This window comes from Clostridium sp. 'deep sea', assembly GCF_014931565.1.
In the GTDB taxonomy this organism is placed as follows: domain Bacteria; phylum Bacillota; class UBA994; order PWPR01; family PWPR01.
Window position 1 is genome coordinate 3,347,234 of sequence record NZ_CP063353.1, and the last position, 16,416, is coordinate 3,363,649.

14 protein-coding genes and 1 other annotated feature (1 of these 15 running past the window's edge) are annotated in these 16,416 nt (G+C 30.2%); of the genes, 11 read left to right on the top strand and 3 right to left on the bottom strand.

Features of this window, described 5'->3' with window-relative positions; translation table 11 throughout:
* Nucleotides 1–170 (top strand) — a binding site (T-box leader) (it extends 55 nt beyond the left edge of the window).
* 39 nt (nucleotides 171–209) lie between these two features.
* The 4 genes from metG to IMX26_RS15560 all read left to right on the top strand — a co-directional run bounded on the left by metG (nucleotide 210) and on the right by IMX26_RS15560 (nucleotide 4,668).
* Nucleotides 210–2,132, top strand: coding sequence for a methionine--tRNA ligase (gene metG / locus IMX26_RS15545; protein WP_195159271.1), 1,923 nt, complete (start codon nucleotides 210–212; stop codon nucleotides 2,130–2,132).
* Between the two features lie 245 nt (nucleotides 2,133–2,377).
* Nucleotides 2,378–2,608: a hypothetical protein gene (locus tag IMX26_RS15550; protein ID WP_195159272.1), complete on the top strand. Its 231-nt coding sequence runs from the start codon at nucleotides 2,378–2,380 to the stop codon at nucleotides 2,606–2,608.
* A gap of 56 nt (nucleotides 2,609–2,664) precedes the next feature.
* The gene (locus IMX26_RS15555) at nucleotides 2,665–3,270 is read left to right on the top strand and encodes a YidC/Oxa1 family membrane protein insertase (protein ID WP_195159273.1); all 606 of its coding nucleotides are present in this window, start codon (nucleotides 2,665–2,667) and stop codon (nucleotides 3,268–3,270) included.
* A gap of 360 nt (nucleotides 3,271–3,630) precedes the next feature.
* A complete protein-coding gene (locus tag IMX26_RS15560; protein ID WP_195159274.1) occupies nucleotides 3,631–4,668 on the top strand; it encodes a hypothetical protein in 1,038 nt (345 codons plus the stop codon).
* A 111-nt stretch (nucleotides 4,669–4,779) separates the two neighbouring features.
* Here IMX26_RS15560 and IMX26_RS15565 read toward each other — a convergent pair whose 3' ends face one another.
* From IMX26_RS15565 to IMX26_RS15575, 3 genes are read right to left on the bottom strand one after another with little or no spacing between them, the layout of a single operon-like run.
* A complete protein-coding gene (locus IMX26_RS15565; protein ID WP_195159275.1) occupies nucleotides 4,780–5,898 on the bottom strand; it encodes a Ger(x)C family spore germination protein in 1,119 nt (372 codons plus the stop codon).
* Between the two features lie 9 nt (nucleotides 5,899–5,907).
* A complete protein-coding gene (locus tag IMX26_RS15570) occupies nucleotides 5,908–7,029 on the bottom strand; it encodes a GerAB/ArcD/ProY family transporter (protein ID WP_195159276.1) in 1,122 nt (373 codons plus the stop codon).
* The gene (locus IMX26_RS15575; RefSeq protein ID WP_195159277.1) at nucleotides 6,995–8,449 is read right to left on the bottom strand and encodes a spore germination protein; all 1,455 of its coding nucleotides are present in this window, start codon (nucleotides 8,447–8,449) and stop codon (nucleotides 6,995–6,997) included. The genes IMX26_RS15570 and IMX26_RS15575 overlap by 35 nt, the downstream gene beginning before the upstream one ends.
* 416 nt (nucleotides 8,450–8,865) lie before the next feature.
* Here IMX26_RS15575 and IMX26_RS15580 point away from each other — a divergent pair, with 416 nt between their 5' ends.
* The 7 genes from IMX26_RS15580 to IMX26_RS15610 all read left to right on the top strand — a co-directional run bounded on the left by IMX26_RS15580 (nucleotide 8,866) and on the right by IMX26_RS15610 (nucleotide 16,262).
* Entirely contained in the window at nucleotides 8,866–9,591 is a 726-nt protein-coding gene (locus IMX26_RS15580; RefSeq protein WP_195159278.1) for a hypothetical protein, read from the top strand.
* A 114-nt stretch (nucleotides 9,592–9,705) separates the two neighbouring features.
* The gene (locus IMX26_RS15585) at nucleotides 9,706–10,452 is read left to right on the top strand and encodes a hypothetical protein (RefSeq protein WP_195159279.1); all 747 of its coding nucleotides are present in this window, start codon (nucleotides 9,706–9,708) and stop codon (nucleotides 10,450–10,452) included.
* Nucleotides 10,453–10,613: 161 nt separating this feature from the next.
* Nucleotides 10,614–10,991, top strand: a complete 378-nt coding sequence (locus tag IMX26_RS15590; RefSeq protein ID WP_195159280.1) for a BlaI/MecI/CopY family transcriptional regulator — start codon at nucleotides 10,614–10,616, stop codon at nucleotides 10,989–10,991.
* Nucleotide 10,992: 1 nt separating this feature from the next.
* Nucleotides 10,993–12,585, top strand: a complete 1,593-nt coding sequence (locus tag IMX26_RS15595; RefSeq protein ID WP_195159281.1) for a M56 family metallopeptidase — start codon at nucleotides 10,993–10,995, stop codon at nucleotides 12,583–12,585.
* A 482-nt stretch (nucleotides 12,586–13,067) separates the two neighbouring features.
* Nucleotides 13,068–14,327: a hypothetical protein gene (locus IMX26_RS15600; RefSeq protein ID WP_195159282.1), complete on the top strand. Its 1,260-nt coding sequence runs from the start codon at nucleotides 13,068–13,070 to the stop codon at nucleotides 14,325–14,327.
* 175 nt (nucleotides 14,328–14,502) lie between these two features.
* Nucleotides 14,503–14,697: a YwbE family protein gene (locus IMX26_RS15605; RefSeq protein WP_195159283.1), complete on the top strand. Its 195-nt coding sequence runs from the start codon at nucleotides 14,503–14,505 to the stop codon at nucleotides 14,695–14,697.
* A gap of 383 nt (nucleotides 14,698–15,080) precedes the next feature.
* Nucleotides 15,081–16,262 carry an IS110 family transposase gene (locus IMX26_RS15610; protein ID WP_243259194.1) on the top strand — a complete coding sequence of 394 codons (1,182 nt, stop codon included), beginning with the start codon at nucleotides 15,081–15,083 and terminating at the stop codon, nucleotides 16,260–16,262.
* The last annotated feature ends 154 nt before the right edge of the window (nucleotides 16,263–16,416 follow it).

Below are 16,416 nucleotides of genomic sequence, written 5' to 3' on the forward strand. Positions count from 1 at the left end.
TGGTGAAAGGCAATGATTAAAATAAACTGAAGATGGCCCTGGAGCCTCTTTACTACACATTTATTGTTAGGTAAAGACGTTGTGTGCGATATAACACAGTGTTTAGGCACAATGAGTGCTGCATTTATGCAGAACTAGGGTGGTACCGCGGATAAACTTCCGTCCCTATTGGGATGGTGGTTTTTTTATTTTTTAAAGGAGTGTAATATATGAGCAAAGGAAAATTTTTTTTAACAACTGCTATAGCATATGCCTCTAAAATTCCTCATATAGGTAATGTTTATGAGGCAATTTTATCAGATTCTTTGGTGCGTTTTAAACGTGAACAGGGTTATGATACTTACTTTTTAACAGGCACAGATGAACATGGTCAAAAAATACAGCAACAAGCTGAAGATACAGGTAAAACACCTCAACAACATGTTGATGAAATATCAGGTGAAATTCAGCGAATTTGGGATAGTGTAAATGTGAGTTATGATCAATTTATTAGAACAACTAACCCTAAACACAAGGCTGTAGTGCAAAAGATATTTAAAAAGCTTTATGAAAAAGGCGATATATATAAAGGTAAATATGAAGGCTGGTATTGCACACCTTGTGAATCATTTTGGACAGAGTTGCAGCTTGAAGATGGAAAATGTCCTGACTGTGGCAGAGAAGTAAAAAAGGCCAGTGAAGAGGCGTATTTTTTAAAGCTATCTAAGTACCAGAAACAGTTAGAACAACATATTGAAAATAACCCTCAGTTTATTTGGCCCGAAACACGTAAAAATGAAATGCTTAATAACTTTATTAAACCGGGGTTACAAGATTTATGTGTATCCAGAACCTCATTTAACTGGGGAATACCAGTTGAGTTTGACCCCAATCATGTTACTTATGTATGGATTGATGCCCTTTCTAACTATATCTCTGCAATTGGTTATGATCCAGAGCAACCTTCGGATCAGTATAAAAAGTTGTGGCCAGCAAACGTGCATATAATTGGTAAAGACATAGTGCGTTTTCACTCAATTTATTGGCCAATTATACTCATGGCTCTGGGTGAAGAATTACCTAAACAGGTGTTTGGACACCCTTGGTTAATGACAGGCAAAGAAAAAATGAGTAAGTCACGAGGTAATGTTATTTATACAGATGACTTAATTAACTTGTTTGGGGTAGATGCTGTACGTTATTATGTTTTAAGAGAAATGCCCTTCGCTATAGATGGCACAATTACCTATGAAATGATGATTTCTAGAGTTAACACCGACTTAGCTAATATTTTAGGAAACTTGGTAAAACGTACCGTAGCCATGGTTAATAAGTATTTTGGGGGTGTAATTCAAGCCCCAACAGCTAGCGGAGAGTTTGATGATGAATTAATTAACATAGCCCTTCAAACACCTAAAAAGGTAGAAGAGCTAATGGATTGCTACAGAGTAGCAGATGCTTTACAAGAAATTTGGGTTATGTTAAGACGTTCAAATAAGTATATAGATGAAACAATGCCATGGATCCTTGCCAAAGACGAAGAAAACCACGAACGTTTAGGTACTGTGCTTTATAATTTATTAGAGTGCATTAGGTTTGCAGGGGTAATGTTAAAGGCCTTTATTCCACAAACAGCAGAACGTATTCTTAAACAAATAAATGCTCAAACTACCGAGCTAGAGTCTCTAAAGAGTTTTAATGGTACAGTTGTAGGTAACTCTGTTGGTAATGCAGAGGTACTATTTGCACGTATAGATGAAGCCAAAAAAATGAAAGAAGTTGAAGCTGTTAAAGCTAAATACAAAGCTGTACAACAGCCTAAACTAGAGCTGAAGCCCGAGATAGTGTTTGATGATTTTACTAAACTAGATTTAAGAGTAGCAGAAATTATTAAAGCTGAAAAACACCCCAAGGCCGATAGATTGCTTGTTTTACAACTACAAGTAGGTCCCGAAACAAGACAAGTTGTCTCAGGCATTGCTAAGTTTTATAAACCCGAAGATTTAGTTGGTAAAAAAATTGTGTTAGTGGCCAACTTAAAGCCAGTTATCTTAAGAGGTGTAGAGTCTCAAGGTATGGTCTTGGCTGCCTCTAATAAAGATGAGTTAAAATTAGTATCAGCAGATATTGAGAGTGGTACCGTAGTTTCGTAGTATTTGGTCTTGGTAGTATAATTATTAGTCTTAAAATATGCCTAATTATTTAACTTATTAAAGGGGAAGTCATTTTTATGTAACTGACTACCCCTTTGTTATTATTCAAGTATCAGTAAAACACATGTAGTGAATGTGCCTCTGTGCCATTCATTTACGTAATTTTACACTAGTATTTAAGTAACTAACTATAAACATATGTTAATAACCATTGATGAATGGGTATATAAACTTAGGTGATATTTATGTTTTTAAACTGTGACTTTATGTTTTTAATAACATCATTAATAGCAATTAGTTTTATTTTGGCCTATATGTTTGTTAACATAGGTTGTTTTAATAAGCTAAAAATTGCAGTAATTAGTTTTATTAAGCCTGTTAATATTGTAAAATATGTAATTTTAAATAATTTATATATAGTTAATTATAATAGTTATAACAAATACTACATTTGGAGATACTGTGTTGAATTTTAATATTAATTTTAGTTAGAGTAACAAACTAAAATTAATATTAAAAGGAGACAAACTTAATGATAACAAATTTATTTCAAACAGTAATTGATACTGTTAATAACCTTACCCACGATTATGGTTTAACTATTGTATTAGTAACCATAACAATAAACCTGCTCTTATTGCCACTAACAATAAAACAGCAGAAATCTATGAATTCCATGAAGGATTTATCAGATAAAGCCAATAAAATTAAAGAAAAATATAAAAATGATGAAGTAAAAATGAATGAAGAACTGCAAAAGCTTTATCAAACAAGTACTAGCTCTTATTCAGGCTGTTTAATAATGTTTTTACAGCTACCTATATTTATAGTTATGTATAGGCTATTTACTAAAAATATTGTAGATACAAGCACCAAACTATTACCATGGGTTAGTTCATTAACATTACCCGATCCGTATTTTATATTACCTATTTTGTATATTATAGTTCAGCTGCTACCTAATATTTTAGCGCAGTTCAATATCTTAAAAAGTGTTAATGTTGCAAAACTATCTATCCAAACAGTCGCTATGCCTGTTGTAATGTCTTTACTGTTAGTTGCTAAAATGCCCTCAGCTATGGGTATTTATTTTATTACATCAGCAGTAATAAGGAGTTTGCAGCAGTTAATTAAATAGCTATTTTTTGTAAACACAGCCACATAAAATAAGAGTGTTTATAAGAAAACGGAATCACACAGTGGTGATTCCCTACACTTATAGGCTTTAGAGTTGAACTCAAGATACGTTACAAAACAACACCACTCGTTTAACGGGTGGTGTTATTTTGAACAAGTTTTTTAGATATTGAGTTACCAACAAAAACTGAGGTATCATTGTGATTAAAAAACAACTATATCAATTAAGCAAAAGTAAATATTAGAAAATTATACCACTAATTGATTAATTTTTGATATAATAATTAGCATAAGTCCTAATTTTAGCTTAATAAATAAGAACCATTAACAGGCTTGTTAACTAGTTATAAGGAGTATTAAAATGCACTTATCTCAGAATAGTATTGACTATTTAATGAATAATGCCGGCTGTATTATAAAATATAGAGTAGAAAAAGAAATTCTTAAAAAAGATAATTACGAGCAGTATCGTAAATTAATTTTAAATGACCCTCGGGTTTTAGAGTTAATAAGTTGGCAACAAGAAGATGGCTATTTTGGCAACGCTTTTCATGGTGGTTGGTTGCCTGTAAATGTGAAGATTCAAAGCTCAAAAGCTATGGAAGTTGCCTTAAGATTTTTAGCAGAAACTGGCTTAAAAATATCGGAGCCTTTTATTTTTAAAGCATTAGCATCTTTAAACAGAGAAGACTATAATAGATCTTATAGCAGTTGGGACATATTTTGCCCCAATAAAGGATTATATGGCTCTGATTATGAAAGAGATGGATTATTAGCACTTTTTAATAGAGCTAATGATAATATTCAAAATTCCTCAATAGCTATTGCTTTAGAACGTATGAAATATCTAGCAGTTGTTAAAGACATCAAAGAATTCTCAGATTTAAAAAAAGGTCAATATTTTGTACAAGAGAGTAAGGCATTACCAGATTTATATCAATTAAGACTTTTGGCTTATACAAACTCCTGGAGAAGTAGTGAAAATATTAATATTGTAACAAAAGCTATAAAAAACTTAATTTTACTTTCTCCTCTACCAACCATATATATTAAACACAAAAGTCAGCGCATAGCCCCTGCCACAATGTCTAAGCTTGATTTTTCAAAAGACTTAACAGCTTATACCGATTTTGAGTGGTATCAATTCATATCTATTATGATATTATTTAGCAAATTAGGGGTAGTATCAAAAATAAATAGGCTAAATGTTTTATTTAATCAGCTTACCAATAAAGTTTTAAACAATAATGGAATACTAGATTTACCTGTTAAACATAAAGTTTTTAAGGTTTGGGGAGCCTATAGTGGATTAATGCTAGAAGAGAACTGGAAAGGTAAAAGAAGAAAATGTGACCTAACATTTCGTTATTTATTGATAGCTCACGAAGTTAATAATTAAAACAATCACTATTAATTATAGGAGCTGTTTTTAACATATAAAGTTACAGCCCCTAATAAATAAATTATATAAAATATACCTTTAGTTAATTTAATGATGTTGGAGAGGATACTAATAATCGCCTCTTCCCATTTTATCTACCTTAATCTTAACATTAACTTTTATAGTGGATTTACAAACTATTTCATTCCAATCAACACCTGTATGTCGTCCATATTTAGCTGCAGCAACGTGGCCTAATCTAAGACAATCAAACTTTAAATTTTGTTGCATATCTGTTATAAAATCATTACAGATTTTTTCTACATGTTCTTTCATATTCTTCTCAAATTTTTTCATAGTATCTTCGTCTTTATGAATACCATCAAACAAAGAATTATCTATTATGTCTCCATTAAAAGATAAATCAATGAAAAAAGTATATGTTTCATCTTTTTTTTCGCATTTTACCTTTCGTTTTGTTTTTGCAAAATAGCCGATATACTCTTTGAGATTTGATTGCAATGTAAGCATACCTTTAACATTATTTTCTCTTAGGATATTCATTACTTTTACCTGATCCATATCTAATTTTTTAACCATTTTGTCTTCCTTAAATAATGCCATACCCGTAATTTGAAGTTTGTCATCTTTTACTTCAATATATGGTAAAGCAATATTTTTTCCTTCAGAAGCGATACAAATAAATACATCACTAAGAATATATTTATGTGAAAAAAAATTAAATTCAGTAGAATGCTCTAATATACCTGCTATATAATCAGCAGCACTAGGATACTCTGGTACTTTATAATTTAAAATATCTTCACACTTACCCTTACATATCGATACAAGTGCGGTATCATTTATATTGGGATTCTTAAAAAATATTTCCAAATAGCTTTTTATACCAGCCCTTGAGGCATCTTCACTAAACATTAAAACTCTTTCAATACCTAATATCATTTTTTTACTAGAAATCAGCTGTCTTGTTTCTCTGGTTTCGGGAATAGTACTACCATATCCTGTGTGTGTTAAACTACTTATTTTTTCTTCTTCACCGTAATTATAAAAAGAAATAGGTACACTATACTCAATATTACCTAACTCATCTAAAACTAAATCAATTCCAACCCCCGAAGGAATATCCAACTCCTCAATAGGCAAAAAATCTTTTTCAAAACCAAAATAGAGGTAGATAACTGCTAAAATAATGAGAATGACACCATATTTTTTTATTTTTTTATTCATAAATGCCTCCTAATTTGTTTTTGAATTTGGTTTTAATTTGGATTTTATTAATATTAACAAAGCTGTTAAACTAAGAAATATAAAATTAAAAATGATAAAAGCCGGAGATGCAAATTCCAATATTTTTTCCTTTAATAGATTATTTGAGAGTTGTAATGATAAATAAATCATTAGAGGATAAATATATATGCATATTTTTTTTGTTTCTATTTTAACGAATTGCTTTATGCTAAAAGCAGAAGCAAAATAAAAATTAGCGATACATTTAAAAATTATTAAAATCCATACAAACATTAATACGTATCTAAAATTATTAATAATTGGTATGTGTATGCTTTCATAAACCATTATAAAAGACCAATAACTTTTAGGTACTAAATCAATACCTAAATATACTATTGTTATAAAAACAATCCACACCCATATTACTGCACCTACTGCTAAGGCCTTTATCGAGGCTTTTATTGAGGACTTAGTGTCTTTTACATAGGGATAAAATAAAAGCAAGGATTCCCAGCCTGTATAAAAATAAGTAGTTTCTCTAGCAGTACTTATAATATTTGAAAAACCCGAGCCAAAAACAGGTTTAATATTTATTATCTCTCCATCGTTTAAAGCTGCTAATGAAAATAATATTACTAAAAAGCTATAACCAATTAGTTCATTTGTTTTTCCTAAAACCTTTAATCCCTTATAAGCTGTAAACGCTGCTAAAGAAATCCCAATAATAATAACCTTAATTGGAGATAAAAAATCTACAATATAAGTTCTAACGAGATTAACAAAATCTGAGGTAACAGTTAAAGTAATGAGCAAAAACTGTAACATAAAAATAAAATTTAATATGCTTCCTAATATACGACCAAAGTATTTTTCACTTAAGACAAGTATATTTTCCTTGGGGTGTTTTTTCATAAAATAGATGCCTATAAGAACAACAAATGTCGGATATAATTGTCCTATTATTGCAGCAATCCAGCCATCCTGGCCTGCTGTTTCTACAACAGCATTAGGAAACCTTAAAAAAGCAGGTCCAACAGAAAAACCTATTAACAAAAAAAATAGTTGATTTGCAGTTAAAAGCTGTTTTTTTTGATTATTCATGCTTTTTCGTTCCCTGTCTATTTTCATTATTATTTGGAATAGCCTTAGGCCTTTTATTCATCATCCATAACGGAGCTCTTATAAATACATCCTTTAAATCACTACGACTAAATGAAAGATACGGCACTTTAAAACTCTCAAGGGAAAAAAGATGAACTATTAAGAAAAAGCAACCAGTAGCTATACCTAAAAAACCCAATGTATTAGCAAGTATTAACATAGGAAATCTTAAAAATCTTATGCTAAGTGACATGTCATAATTAGGTATTAAAAATGAAGCCACCACAGATACTCCAATTATCAGTAAAGTAGTAGGACTAGCGATTTTAGATGTAACAACAGCATCTCCTATGATAATACCTCCAACAATGCTTAAGGTAGTAGCTACTTTAGGAGGTAATCTGAGCCCTCCTTCTCTTAAAAACTCTACAACTACTTCCATTAACAATATTTCAAGAAAAGGTGATAATGCTATACCTTCTCTTGACATTACAATTGGATTAACAAATTTTACTGGAATAAGCTCAACATTAAAGCTTAAAAGAGACAGATAGATAGATGGTAATGTTATTACAATAATAACTGCTATTATTCTAAGAAAGCGGGCAAACGAAGCTACTATTGTTCTTTGATGATAATCTTCAACTGCTTGAAAAAACTCTATAAAGACAGCTGGAACTGTAAGGACATAAGAATTGCCGTTTAGTAAAATAGCAATTCTACCTTCCATTAAATTGGCATTTACTATATCAGGTCGTTCTGTTCCATATACTTGTGGAAATATAGAATAAGTACTATCTTCTATAAATTGCTCTAGTGTTCCATTAACATAATCAACATCTATACTGTTTATTCTATTTCGGACTTCATTTAATACATCCTTATCTACTATATCTTCTATGTATAAAAGAGCTAAATCGGTTTGAGAGCGTTTTCCAACCTTAAACTTCTCTATTGCTAATTTATTATCCTTAATTCTTCTTCTCATTATGCTAATATTGGTTTTTAAGTTTTCTACAAAACCCTCTCTCGAACCCCTAATAGCTGATTCCGATGGGGGATCAGTTATAGAACGAAAATTTCCACCTATAGTACCAGCTAAAATAAAGTCTTCTATTCCTTCTATTAATATAACTGTCTTTCCTGATTTTATAGAATCTATTACTTGTAATATATCATTTGTTATTTCAGTATTAGACATTGGTACATATTTATTACAGATATATTCTGCAGTAGTTTCTCTTAAGATATCTTCATTTACGTGAAGCATTAATGGATTTAAGATATCTCTATCTATAATGTCTTTATTAATCAAGCCATTTACATATATTATTGCTGCATTCAAGATATTTTTATTTCCGATAAAAAAGTTTTTAACAATTACAGGGCTCTTGACCCCTAGTTCATTAACAATAAAATCTATATTTTTATCAAGCTTTGTTTTCATTATTATCACCATTTACACCAATATAGTATAGTTTTTCTCTAGTAATAAGTATCGCTACCAAGCAGTGTAATTATACACATAAATAATATTAGTGAATATTGAATAAATATTATTTAAATTCAAGAATTTAGTATGTAATTAGCTGTTAAAACTGTAAACTCTCTTATTTTATTTAATACAATAAGGGCTATTTTAGGCAAAAGTAAAAAATAGTAACAATAACTATTGACATTAATATTAGGCAAATGTAAAATATCAATATAGGCAGCTGTCTAAAATGGTGGTGATGAAAATAAATGCCTTAGAGGTTTAAAGTGTTACATATATTAAAGACAGTAAATATTTATGCAAAACTGAATAACTGATTAAAATTGCAAATTATTAATAACATTAAGTTATTGGAGGTAAGTAAAATAATGAATCAAAAAAACTTGTTTATGAAAAATGTAACAATAAGTAAAGCCGCTGTATTGCTATTAAGCTTAATTTTAATATGTGCCATTGCAGCTGGAGAAGTATTTACAGCTAATGCTTTACATGAAGATAGAAACAATGGCGAACAAAGTACATGTATATTCAGTACAGGAAAAGATGGTAAAACAGAAGTCAGTTTAGATAATGGTGAAACCTGGATTGATGGAGACGACTATCTTAAAGATATGCCACTTATGGATTTTGAGTATTATAGCTATGAGGAGTATAAAGCATGGATAGAGCAGCAAAAGATAGAATTTCCAAAGCTGCTTGGTGAAAGATGCTGGAATCAAACTGATGGCTGGTTTATCTGGACCCAAGAGCATACAGATGAAGCCATTAAACTGTATGAAGACTTATTAGAAAAAATTAAAAATGGAATGTTATTATCAAAGCCCTTAATTGAAGGTGATGATGATAGCTGTATTGTATCTATGCATGGACATTCTATTAGTGAGAATGACAACTATGGAACAAGCTTTGGTAGTTATCTTACTTTAGAGAATGGTGAAGTGATTGAATTTGGCCCCTGTGATTCTGCAGAGGCCTTGGCTGAAGAAGTTAAAAAATATTGTGAAGAACAAGTAGCAAATGGCTTTTTAACAATAGAAGAGGCCAATGAAATTTTAAAAGATCATAATATAACACTAGACTCTAAAACTATTTAACATTTACATGTGAAACAAAAATCCCTTCACCTAAGAGTGGGGGGGGTAAACCTGTAGAGCAAACAGTAGTACAAGTCATTATTAGCATTTAAGTTATTGGAGGTAAAAAAAATAATGAAACATACAAACTTAACAACTAAATATGTAACAATAAGTAAAGCAGCAGTATTGCTGTTAAGTTTAATTTTAATATGTGCCATAGGAACAAATGAAGTATTTGCAGCTAATAGTTTTGAAAAAGATAAAAACAATATTGATGAAAATTCTAATATCATAATGTCTCGCTTAAATAAACATGGTGAAGAAGAAGTCAGTTTAGATTACGGAGAAACATGGATAAATGAAGCTGAATATTACAAAGATAATCCCCTTGTTGAGTTAGAGTATTACAGCTATGAGGAATACAAAGCATGGCTTGAGCAGGAAAAGATTGATTTACAAAATATAGTTGGTGAAAAAGGCTGGAATCCAACTGATGGCTGGTATACATGGACTCAAGAAAAGATAAATGAAGCTATTAGTATGTATGAGCAAACATTAGAAGATATAAAAAATGGTAAACTAGTATCAAAACCGTTATGTGTAGCTGGTGATAATGATTGTGTTATTGCTATGGTTGGTGAATATTGGCCAGATAAAGAACATATAAAAGCTAGATCATCCTTTGCTTGTATCCTTATTTTAAATAGTGGTAAAACTGTTGAGTTTGGACCCTATGATACTAAGGAAGCCTTAGGTGAAGAAGTTAAAAAATACTGTGAAGAACAAGTGGCAAATGGCTCTTTAACATTAGAAGAGGCCAATGAGAATTTAAAAGAATTTGGTTTAGTAATAGAAGTTAATAAAGCTAAAACAGTATAACATACAGAGCAATCTGCAAAATTAAAGCCCTTCACCTGCAAAGTGAGGGGTTTAGACACTGTAATATTAGCTTTATAGGTTTTTAGTTGTAAACTATTGACATGTATTTTTGACAAGTGTAAAATGTTATTATAGTCACTTGTCTAAAAGGAGATTAAATAATGAGTAATTTAAAAAAACTGCCTAATACAGAATTCGAAATTATGAAGGTTGTATGGGCTAATGAACCCCCTATTACTACAAATATAGTTATGGAGCAATTGGGTCAAAAACGTAAGTGGAAAGCCCCTACAATTATTTCTCTAATGCTTAGGTTAGTAGAGAGAGGGTATTTAAGCACAGAAAAAAGAGGAAAAAACAGAGTATATTTTCCTGTGGTTTCCAAAGAAGAGTATCTTAACTTCGAAACTGGAAACTTTATGAAACTTTATCACGAAAACTCATTTCTTAGTTTTGTTAATACTTTTTATGATGGAAAACAACTTAGTGATTGCGATATAGAGGAACTAATGAAATGGGTGAAAGAGCAGCGAAACTGATATGCAGTACTTTATAAATTTATTAATAACTTGCTCTATATCTATGTCGGTGCTTATTCTTATTTACATTATTACAACTCCGTGGCTATCAAAAAAATATGATGCAAAGTGGATTTATTACGCTTGGCTGGTGATAATAGTAGGGCTTATCATACCCTTTCGAGTTAATTTTAATACCGCAATATTTACAATAGATCCCATACCTGTTGCAACTAAGGTACAGCAGGGTATAACTATCACACGTACAGTTGCTGAGCCTAATGCAAGTTTATATACTTATTCTGATATGTTATATCCAAAAACTACAACTATTAACTGGTCTGCTATAGTGGCATTTATTTGGATTGTTGGGGCACTACTATTTGTTACATCTAAAATATTTAAACACTACAAGTTTATTAAAATGGCAAACAGATGGAGTGAGCAGGTAAAAGATCCACAACTGCTTAGTTTATTACATAATATAAAGCAAGATATGGCAATATCTAAAAATATAGAAATTCAAATATGTTCTTGTATAACAAGTCCTATGATGATTGGCTTTGTTAAGCCTGTAATTTTACTTCCAGTAGCTAACTTTAGTTTAGATGAGTTACAGCTTATTTTAAGGCATGAGCTGGTACACTTTAAACGAAAGGATTTATGGTATAAGTGTCTTGTATTTATGGCAACTGCCATTCACTGGTTTAATCCTGTAGTTTATTTAATGGCAAAGGCAATTGCTGATCAATGTGAGATTTCTTGTGATGCAGAAGTAGTAAAAGGTAGCAATCTCCTTAATAGGCAGCAGTATAGTGAAACTATTATTGGGGTAATTAAAAATCAATCAAAAATGCAAACTGTTTTTGCCACAAATTTTTACGGTGGAATTAAAGGCATGAAAAAAAGAATATTCTCTATTATGGATATAACAAAGAAAAAATGTGGAGCTATTGTTTTGGTTATGATTTTAATAGGCACAATGGCAACAGGTAGTGTTTTTGCAGTCTCAGAAAAAGCAGTCAATACAGCAAATAAAAGTGTTCAGTTTGCTGAAAAAAATGGTTTAGCTACTGATTTATATAACACCGATGTATCACAAGTTATAATAAGTATAGATGATGGAGATACATTTATGTATAACCAAGACCCTAAAAGAGCTCGAACAATACCAAATATTGTATGGTGGACTTACGATGAATACAAAACATGGTTAAAGCAAGAAAAAATAAACCTACAGCAGATAATTGGTGAAAAAGGCTGGAATCCAACTGAGGGTTGGTATGTGTGGACTCAACAGCGTGTTGATAAAGCTCTACAGCGTTATGAAAAAACTTTACAGGATATTAAAGTGGGTATAAAAGTATCTAAAACCGTAAATGGCAAACAAAATATAGCTATGGTTTCTACTCCAATTAATAAAGCTAAAATTACAACAGCCCCAAGTTATATTATTACAGTGGTAGATGAAAAAGGAAATGAAAAAGTTTTTGGTCCTTGTGAATCAGAGCAAGATTTACTTGATACTGTTAAATCATACTATCACAGGCAAATAGCAGACGGTACTATAGCGCAATCGGAAGCCGATAAAATTATAAAAAAAATTACTAAGTAAATTTTATTGTACTGAACCTCAACTTAGTAAATTATTTATCTTAGTGCACATTTAACTTAGCTACTTACTTAGGTTAAAATAGAATAAATAATATTTAGGTAACCCTTCAATTTTTAGAAGGGTTTTTTTGTTATGGGTTTTTACACTCTTTTAAAATATAAATCACAATTAATAAAGGTGCTGCGGAGTAATAATTTATAGAGTGTACTTAATTAGTTATTTAAAAAATTTTCTTGTTATTGTGTAACTTTTGCTTTTTTATAAATTTCTTTAATGTTATTTTAATCAAATTCTAACTATAATAAAACTCTATTATGTTAAAATTCAAATAATGTTACTACCTATAATTTTTTATTTTATACAGTTGTTATTGTAATATTTATATTAATAGATAATTTTATATTAATGGTGATTTTAACTAAATAATATATTTAAAATGAGCTTGTAATAAATTACTAAGCTAATATTGGGGTGCGATAAGAATGGGCTTAAAAAATATTAAAACAGATAATTCGAAATTAACGGATCTTAAATCTTCATATATAACACTATGGCATAATACTAGCTGTGATTTTCCTGATTTTAATTACAAAATAAACTATTTTAATAAGCTTTTAAACGAGCGTGAAATTGAAAAATGTAGTAAAAAACTTGCTAAAAAAATTAAAATTATTCCCCAATGCCAAAGTGAAAAAGACTTATTGAGTGCAAATATTTTTACATTAATTGAAAAGCTAGAAAGCAAAATCATTGGTAAAAATAAAAGCTTAATTAGGTTTTTTTCGGGTAAAGGTTATGCTAATATCACTGAGCAATTTATAGCAGAGGTCAAAAAATTTGATTCTAATATGCATTTTTATGATATATTTCAGGCAATTAGAAATGTTTGGATAATGAACAGCATACAGTTACTATTTAATATTGATGTAAAGATGACCGATTCTATTTTTTCATATAGCATGTTATATCCTTATAGTGATAATTATCTGGATGATGTTAATATTACTAGCCTAGAGAAAAAAGAGTTTAATAACAGGTTTAAGGCATGGTTATATGATGATAAGATTCAACCTAAAAGCCAACTTGAAGAGTGTATTTATAAACTAGTGCAAAGAATAAAAAAGGAATTTCCAAGTCATAAATATCCTCAGGTTTCTCAAAGCTTAATCGCAATTCACGCTGCTCAAGAAAAAAGCATGTTTCAGCAAGCTGTGAATACCCCAAGTGAAAATGAAATTTTAAATATTAGTTTTGAAAAAGGCGGTACATCAGTGATGGCTGATGGTTATTTAGTAAAGGGTAATTTAAGTGTAGCTGAGCAAGAGTTTTTATTTTCTTATGGATTATTATTACAGCTTATAGATGACTTACAAGATGTTAAAGAGGATTTAGCTAGTGACAATTTAACGATATTTTCACACAGAGTAACAAAAGGTAATTTAAATGAAATAACTAATAAATTATTAAGGTATATTGAGGTAGTATTTAGTCAAGCTAAAATAATATATACTAGCGAGACTTTAAAACTAAAAGAAATCATTCAATATAGCTGTAAAATGATGATAATCGAAGCCATATCTAAAAATAAAGAACTGTATACAAAAACATATTTAAAAAAAATTGAACAGTATTCTCATGTAAGATTACCATACTACCAAAAGCTACAGAGAAAGTTACGTGTTCAGTATACTGAAAAAGAGCTAAATAATATATTCACTGCTTTTTCTCAACAGTGTAGTTAAAGATGTTTAATAATTTCTACATTAATATAATAATAAACATAACATAAGCAAAAAACTATAAATTTAACTTAAATAACACTCACAGAGTGTTATTTTGCTATTTCTATTGTTATAATAAAGTAGAATTTATTTAAAAAAAGATGTTGAAAAAATAATATAAGCAGGTATAAACAATATGAGTGGAACTATAAGAGAAAACATTAAAGTAGGACTAACCGTAAAGCTAGTTCAAAAACAAGATCAACGATCTGGTAAATTGACCGAAGGTGTAGTTGCAAAAATCCTTACTAAATCACCCAAACATCCTCATGGCATAAAAGTAAAACTAGAAAGTGGAATTGTAGGTAGAGTGAAAGAAATACTTAACTAACTTGATAACTGAATATAATTTTTTTTAATTTTTTACAACAAACCACAAGGAGATACTCTAAGAGAGGATATTATTGCAGTATAATATATAATAATTGCTAGTAGAAGTACATCAAGTAAGAATAATTATAGCGAGCCATTAAGTTTTCATCTTTGTGTTCTTAGTGTTCTTGTATAATAAAAGAGTGGTTAAGCTATTAGAAATATAGCGTATAATCAAAGTAACAGATGCTGTGGATTATTACTTGTGTTCTATAGCTTAGACTATTTCACAAAGACCATAACCACAGCTTTATGTTACAACTATTAATTAGTTAGATAACGCATAGACGTTTTATCTCTAGCAAGGATATAGAACATAAAGCTGATGGAATAACAGCATCAATGAAAGGAGAAGGTCAATTAATGATCTATGTAGGAATTGATGTAGCGAGTACAAAACATGACTGTTTTATTGTTAACTCTGAGGGTGAAGTAATAGAAGAAGTATTTACAATAGCCAATAATAAAGCAGGGTTTGAAAAACTATTATCCAAGATACCAAAGGTAAATAAGAGCAAGATAAAAATTGGACTTGAGTCTACAGGGCATTATAGCAATAATATACGTAACTACCTGTATGAAAAGGGCTTTAACTTAGTAGTACTAAACCCACTCAGCACTAACCTATATCGAAAAGCTCAGACCCTTCGCAAAACAAAAACAGATAAGATAGACGCAAAAATGATTGCCAAAATATTGCACACTGAAGACCACAAGCCCTACACCCCAATATCATACCATATAAACGAGATTAAATCTCTAACAAGAATAAGAACTCGCTGGGTAAAAATATGCAGTTCTCATAAAATATCTATTACAAGAATCCTAAGCTGTACCTTTCCAGAACTAAAGCAAAATTTCCCTTCAATACATCAAAAATCAATGTATGAAGCACTAAAGGAATACCCATCTGCTGAGTCTCTAAAAAACGCACACCTCACTAAGTTAACCAATATATTAACCAAAAATTCTAATGGGAAATATACAAAAGATACAGCTATAAAAATAAAAAAACTAGCTCAAAACTCTATTGGTGTAGTTTGTAAGTCACATGAGATGGACTTAGTATATAGCATAGAAGAAGTACAAGCATGTCAGAAAAGAATCAAGAATATCGAGCAAGAAATTAAAGGCATGATGACAGGGCTTGATTCACCAATACTCTCAATACCAGGGATCTCAATTGTGTATGGCTCTATCATATTATCTGAGATAGGCTCAATTCATAACTTTAGTTCACCTTCTAAACTTTTGGCCTATGCTGGTTTAGATCCTTCAACTAAGCAATCTGGAAAATTCAAAGGTAATGGCAAGATGGTTAAGCGAGGTTCAACTTATCTTAGAGCAGCTTTAATTAGTGCTGCTAGATCAGTAGCTATGTATGATTCAGTGTTTAAAGATTATCTCAATAAAAAACTAAATGAGGGTAAGCATTATTTCGTTGCTCTATCTCATGTTGCAAGAAAATTAATTAGAGTAATATATCACTTGCTTAGAAATAATGTAATATTTAAAGCTAGTTAGGAAACTAAAATACTGTATAAAAAATAAGAGTAGAAATCTACTCTTATTTAAGTGTGTGTTCAAAATTATTTTAATTTAACACTTGACTTAACATAGTTAGTCTTTGTGGTTTCCAAATAAAGTTACATTAATAGTATTAGTTTAATTTTAAAAG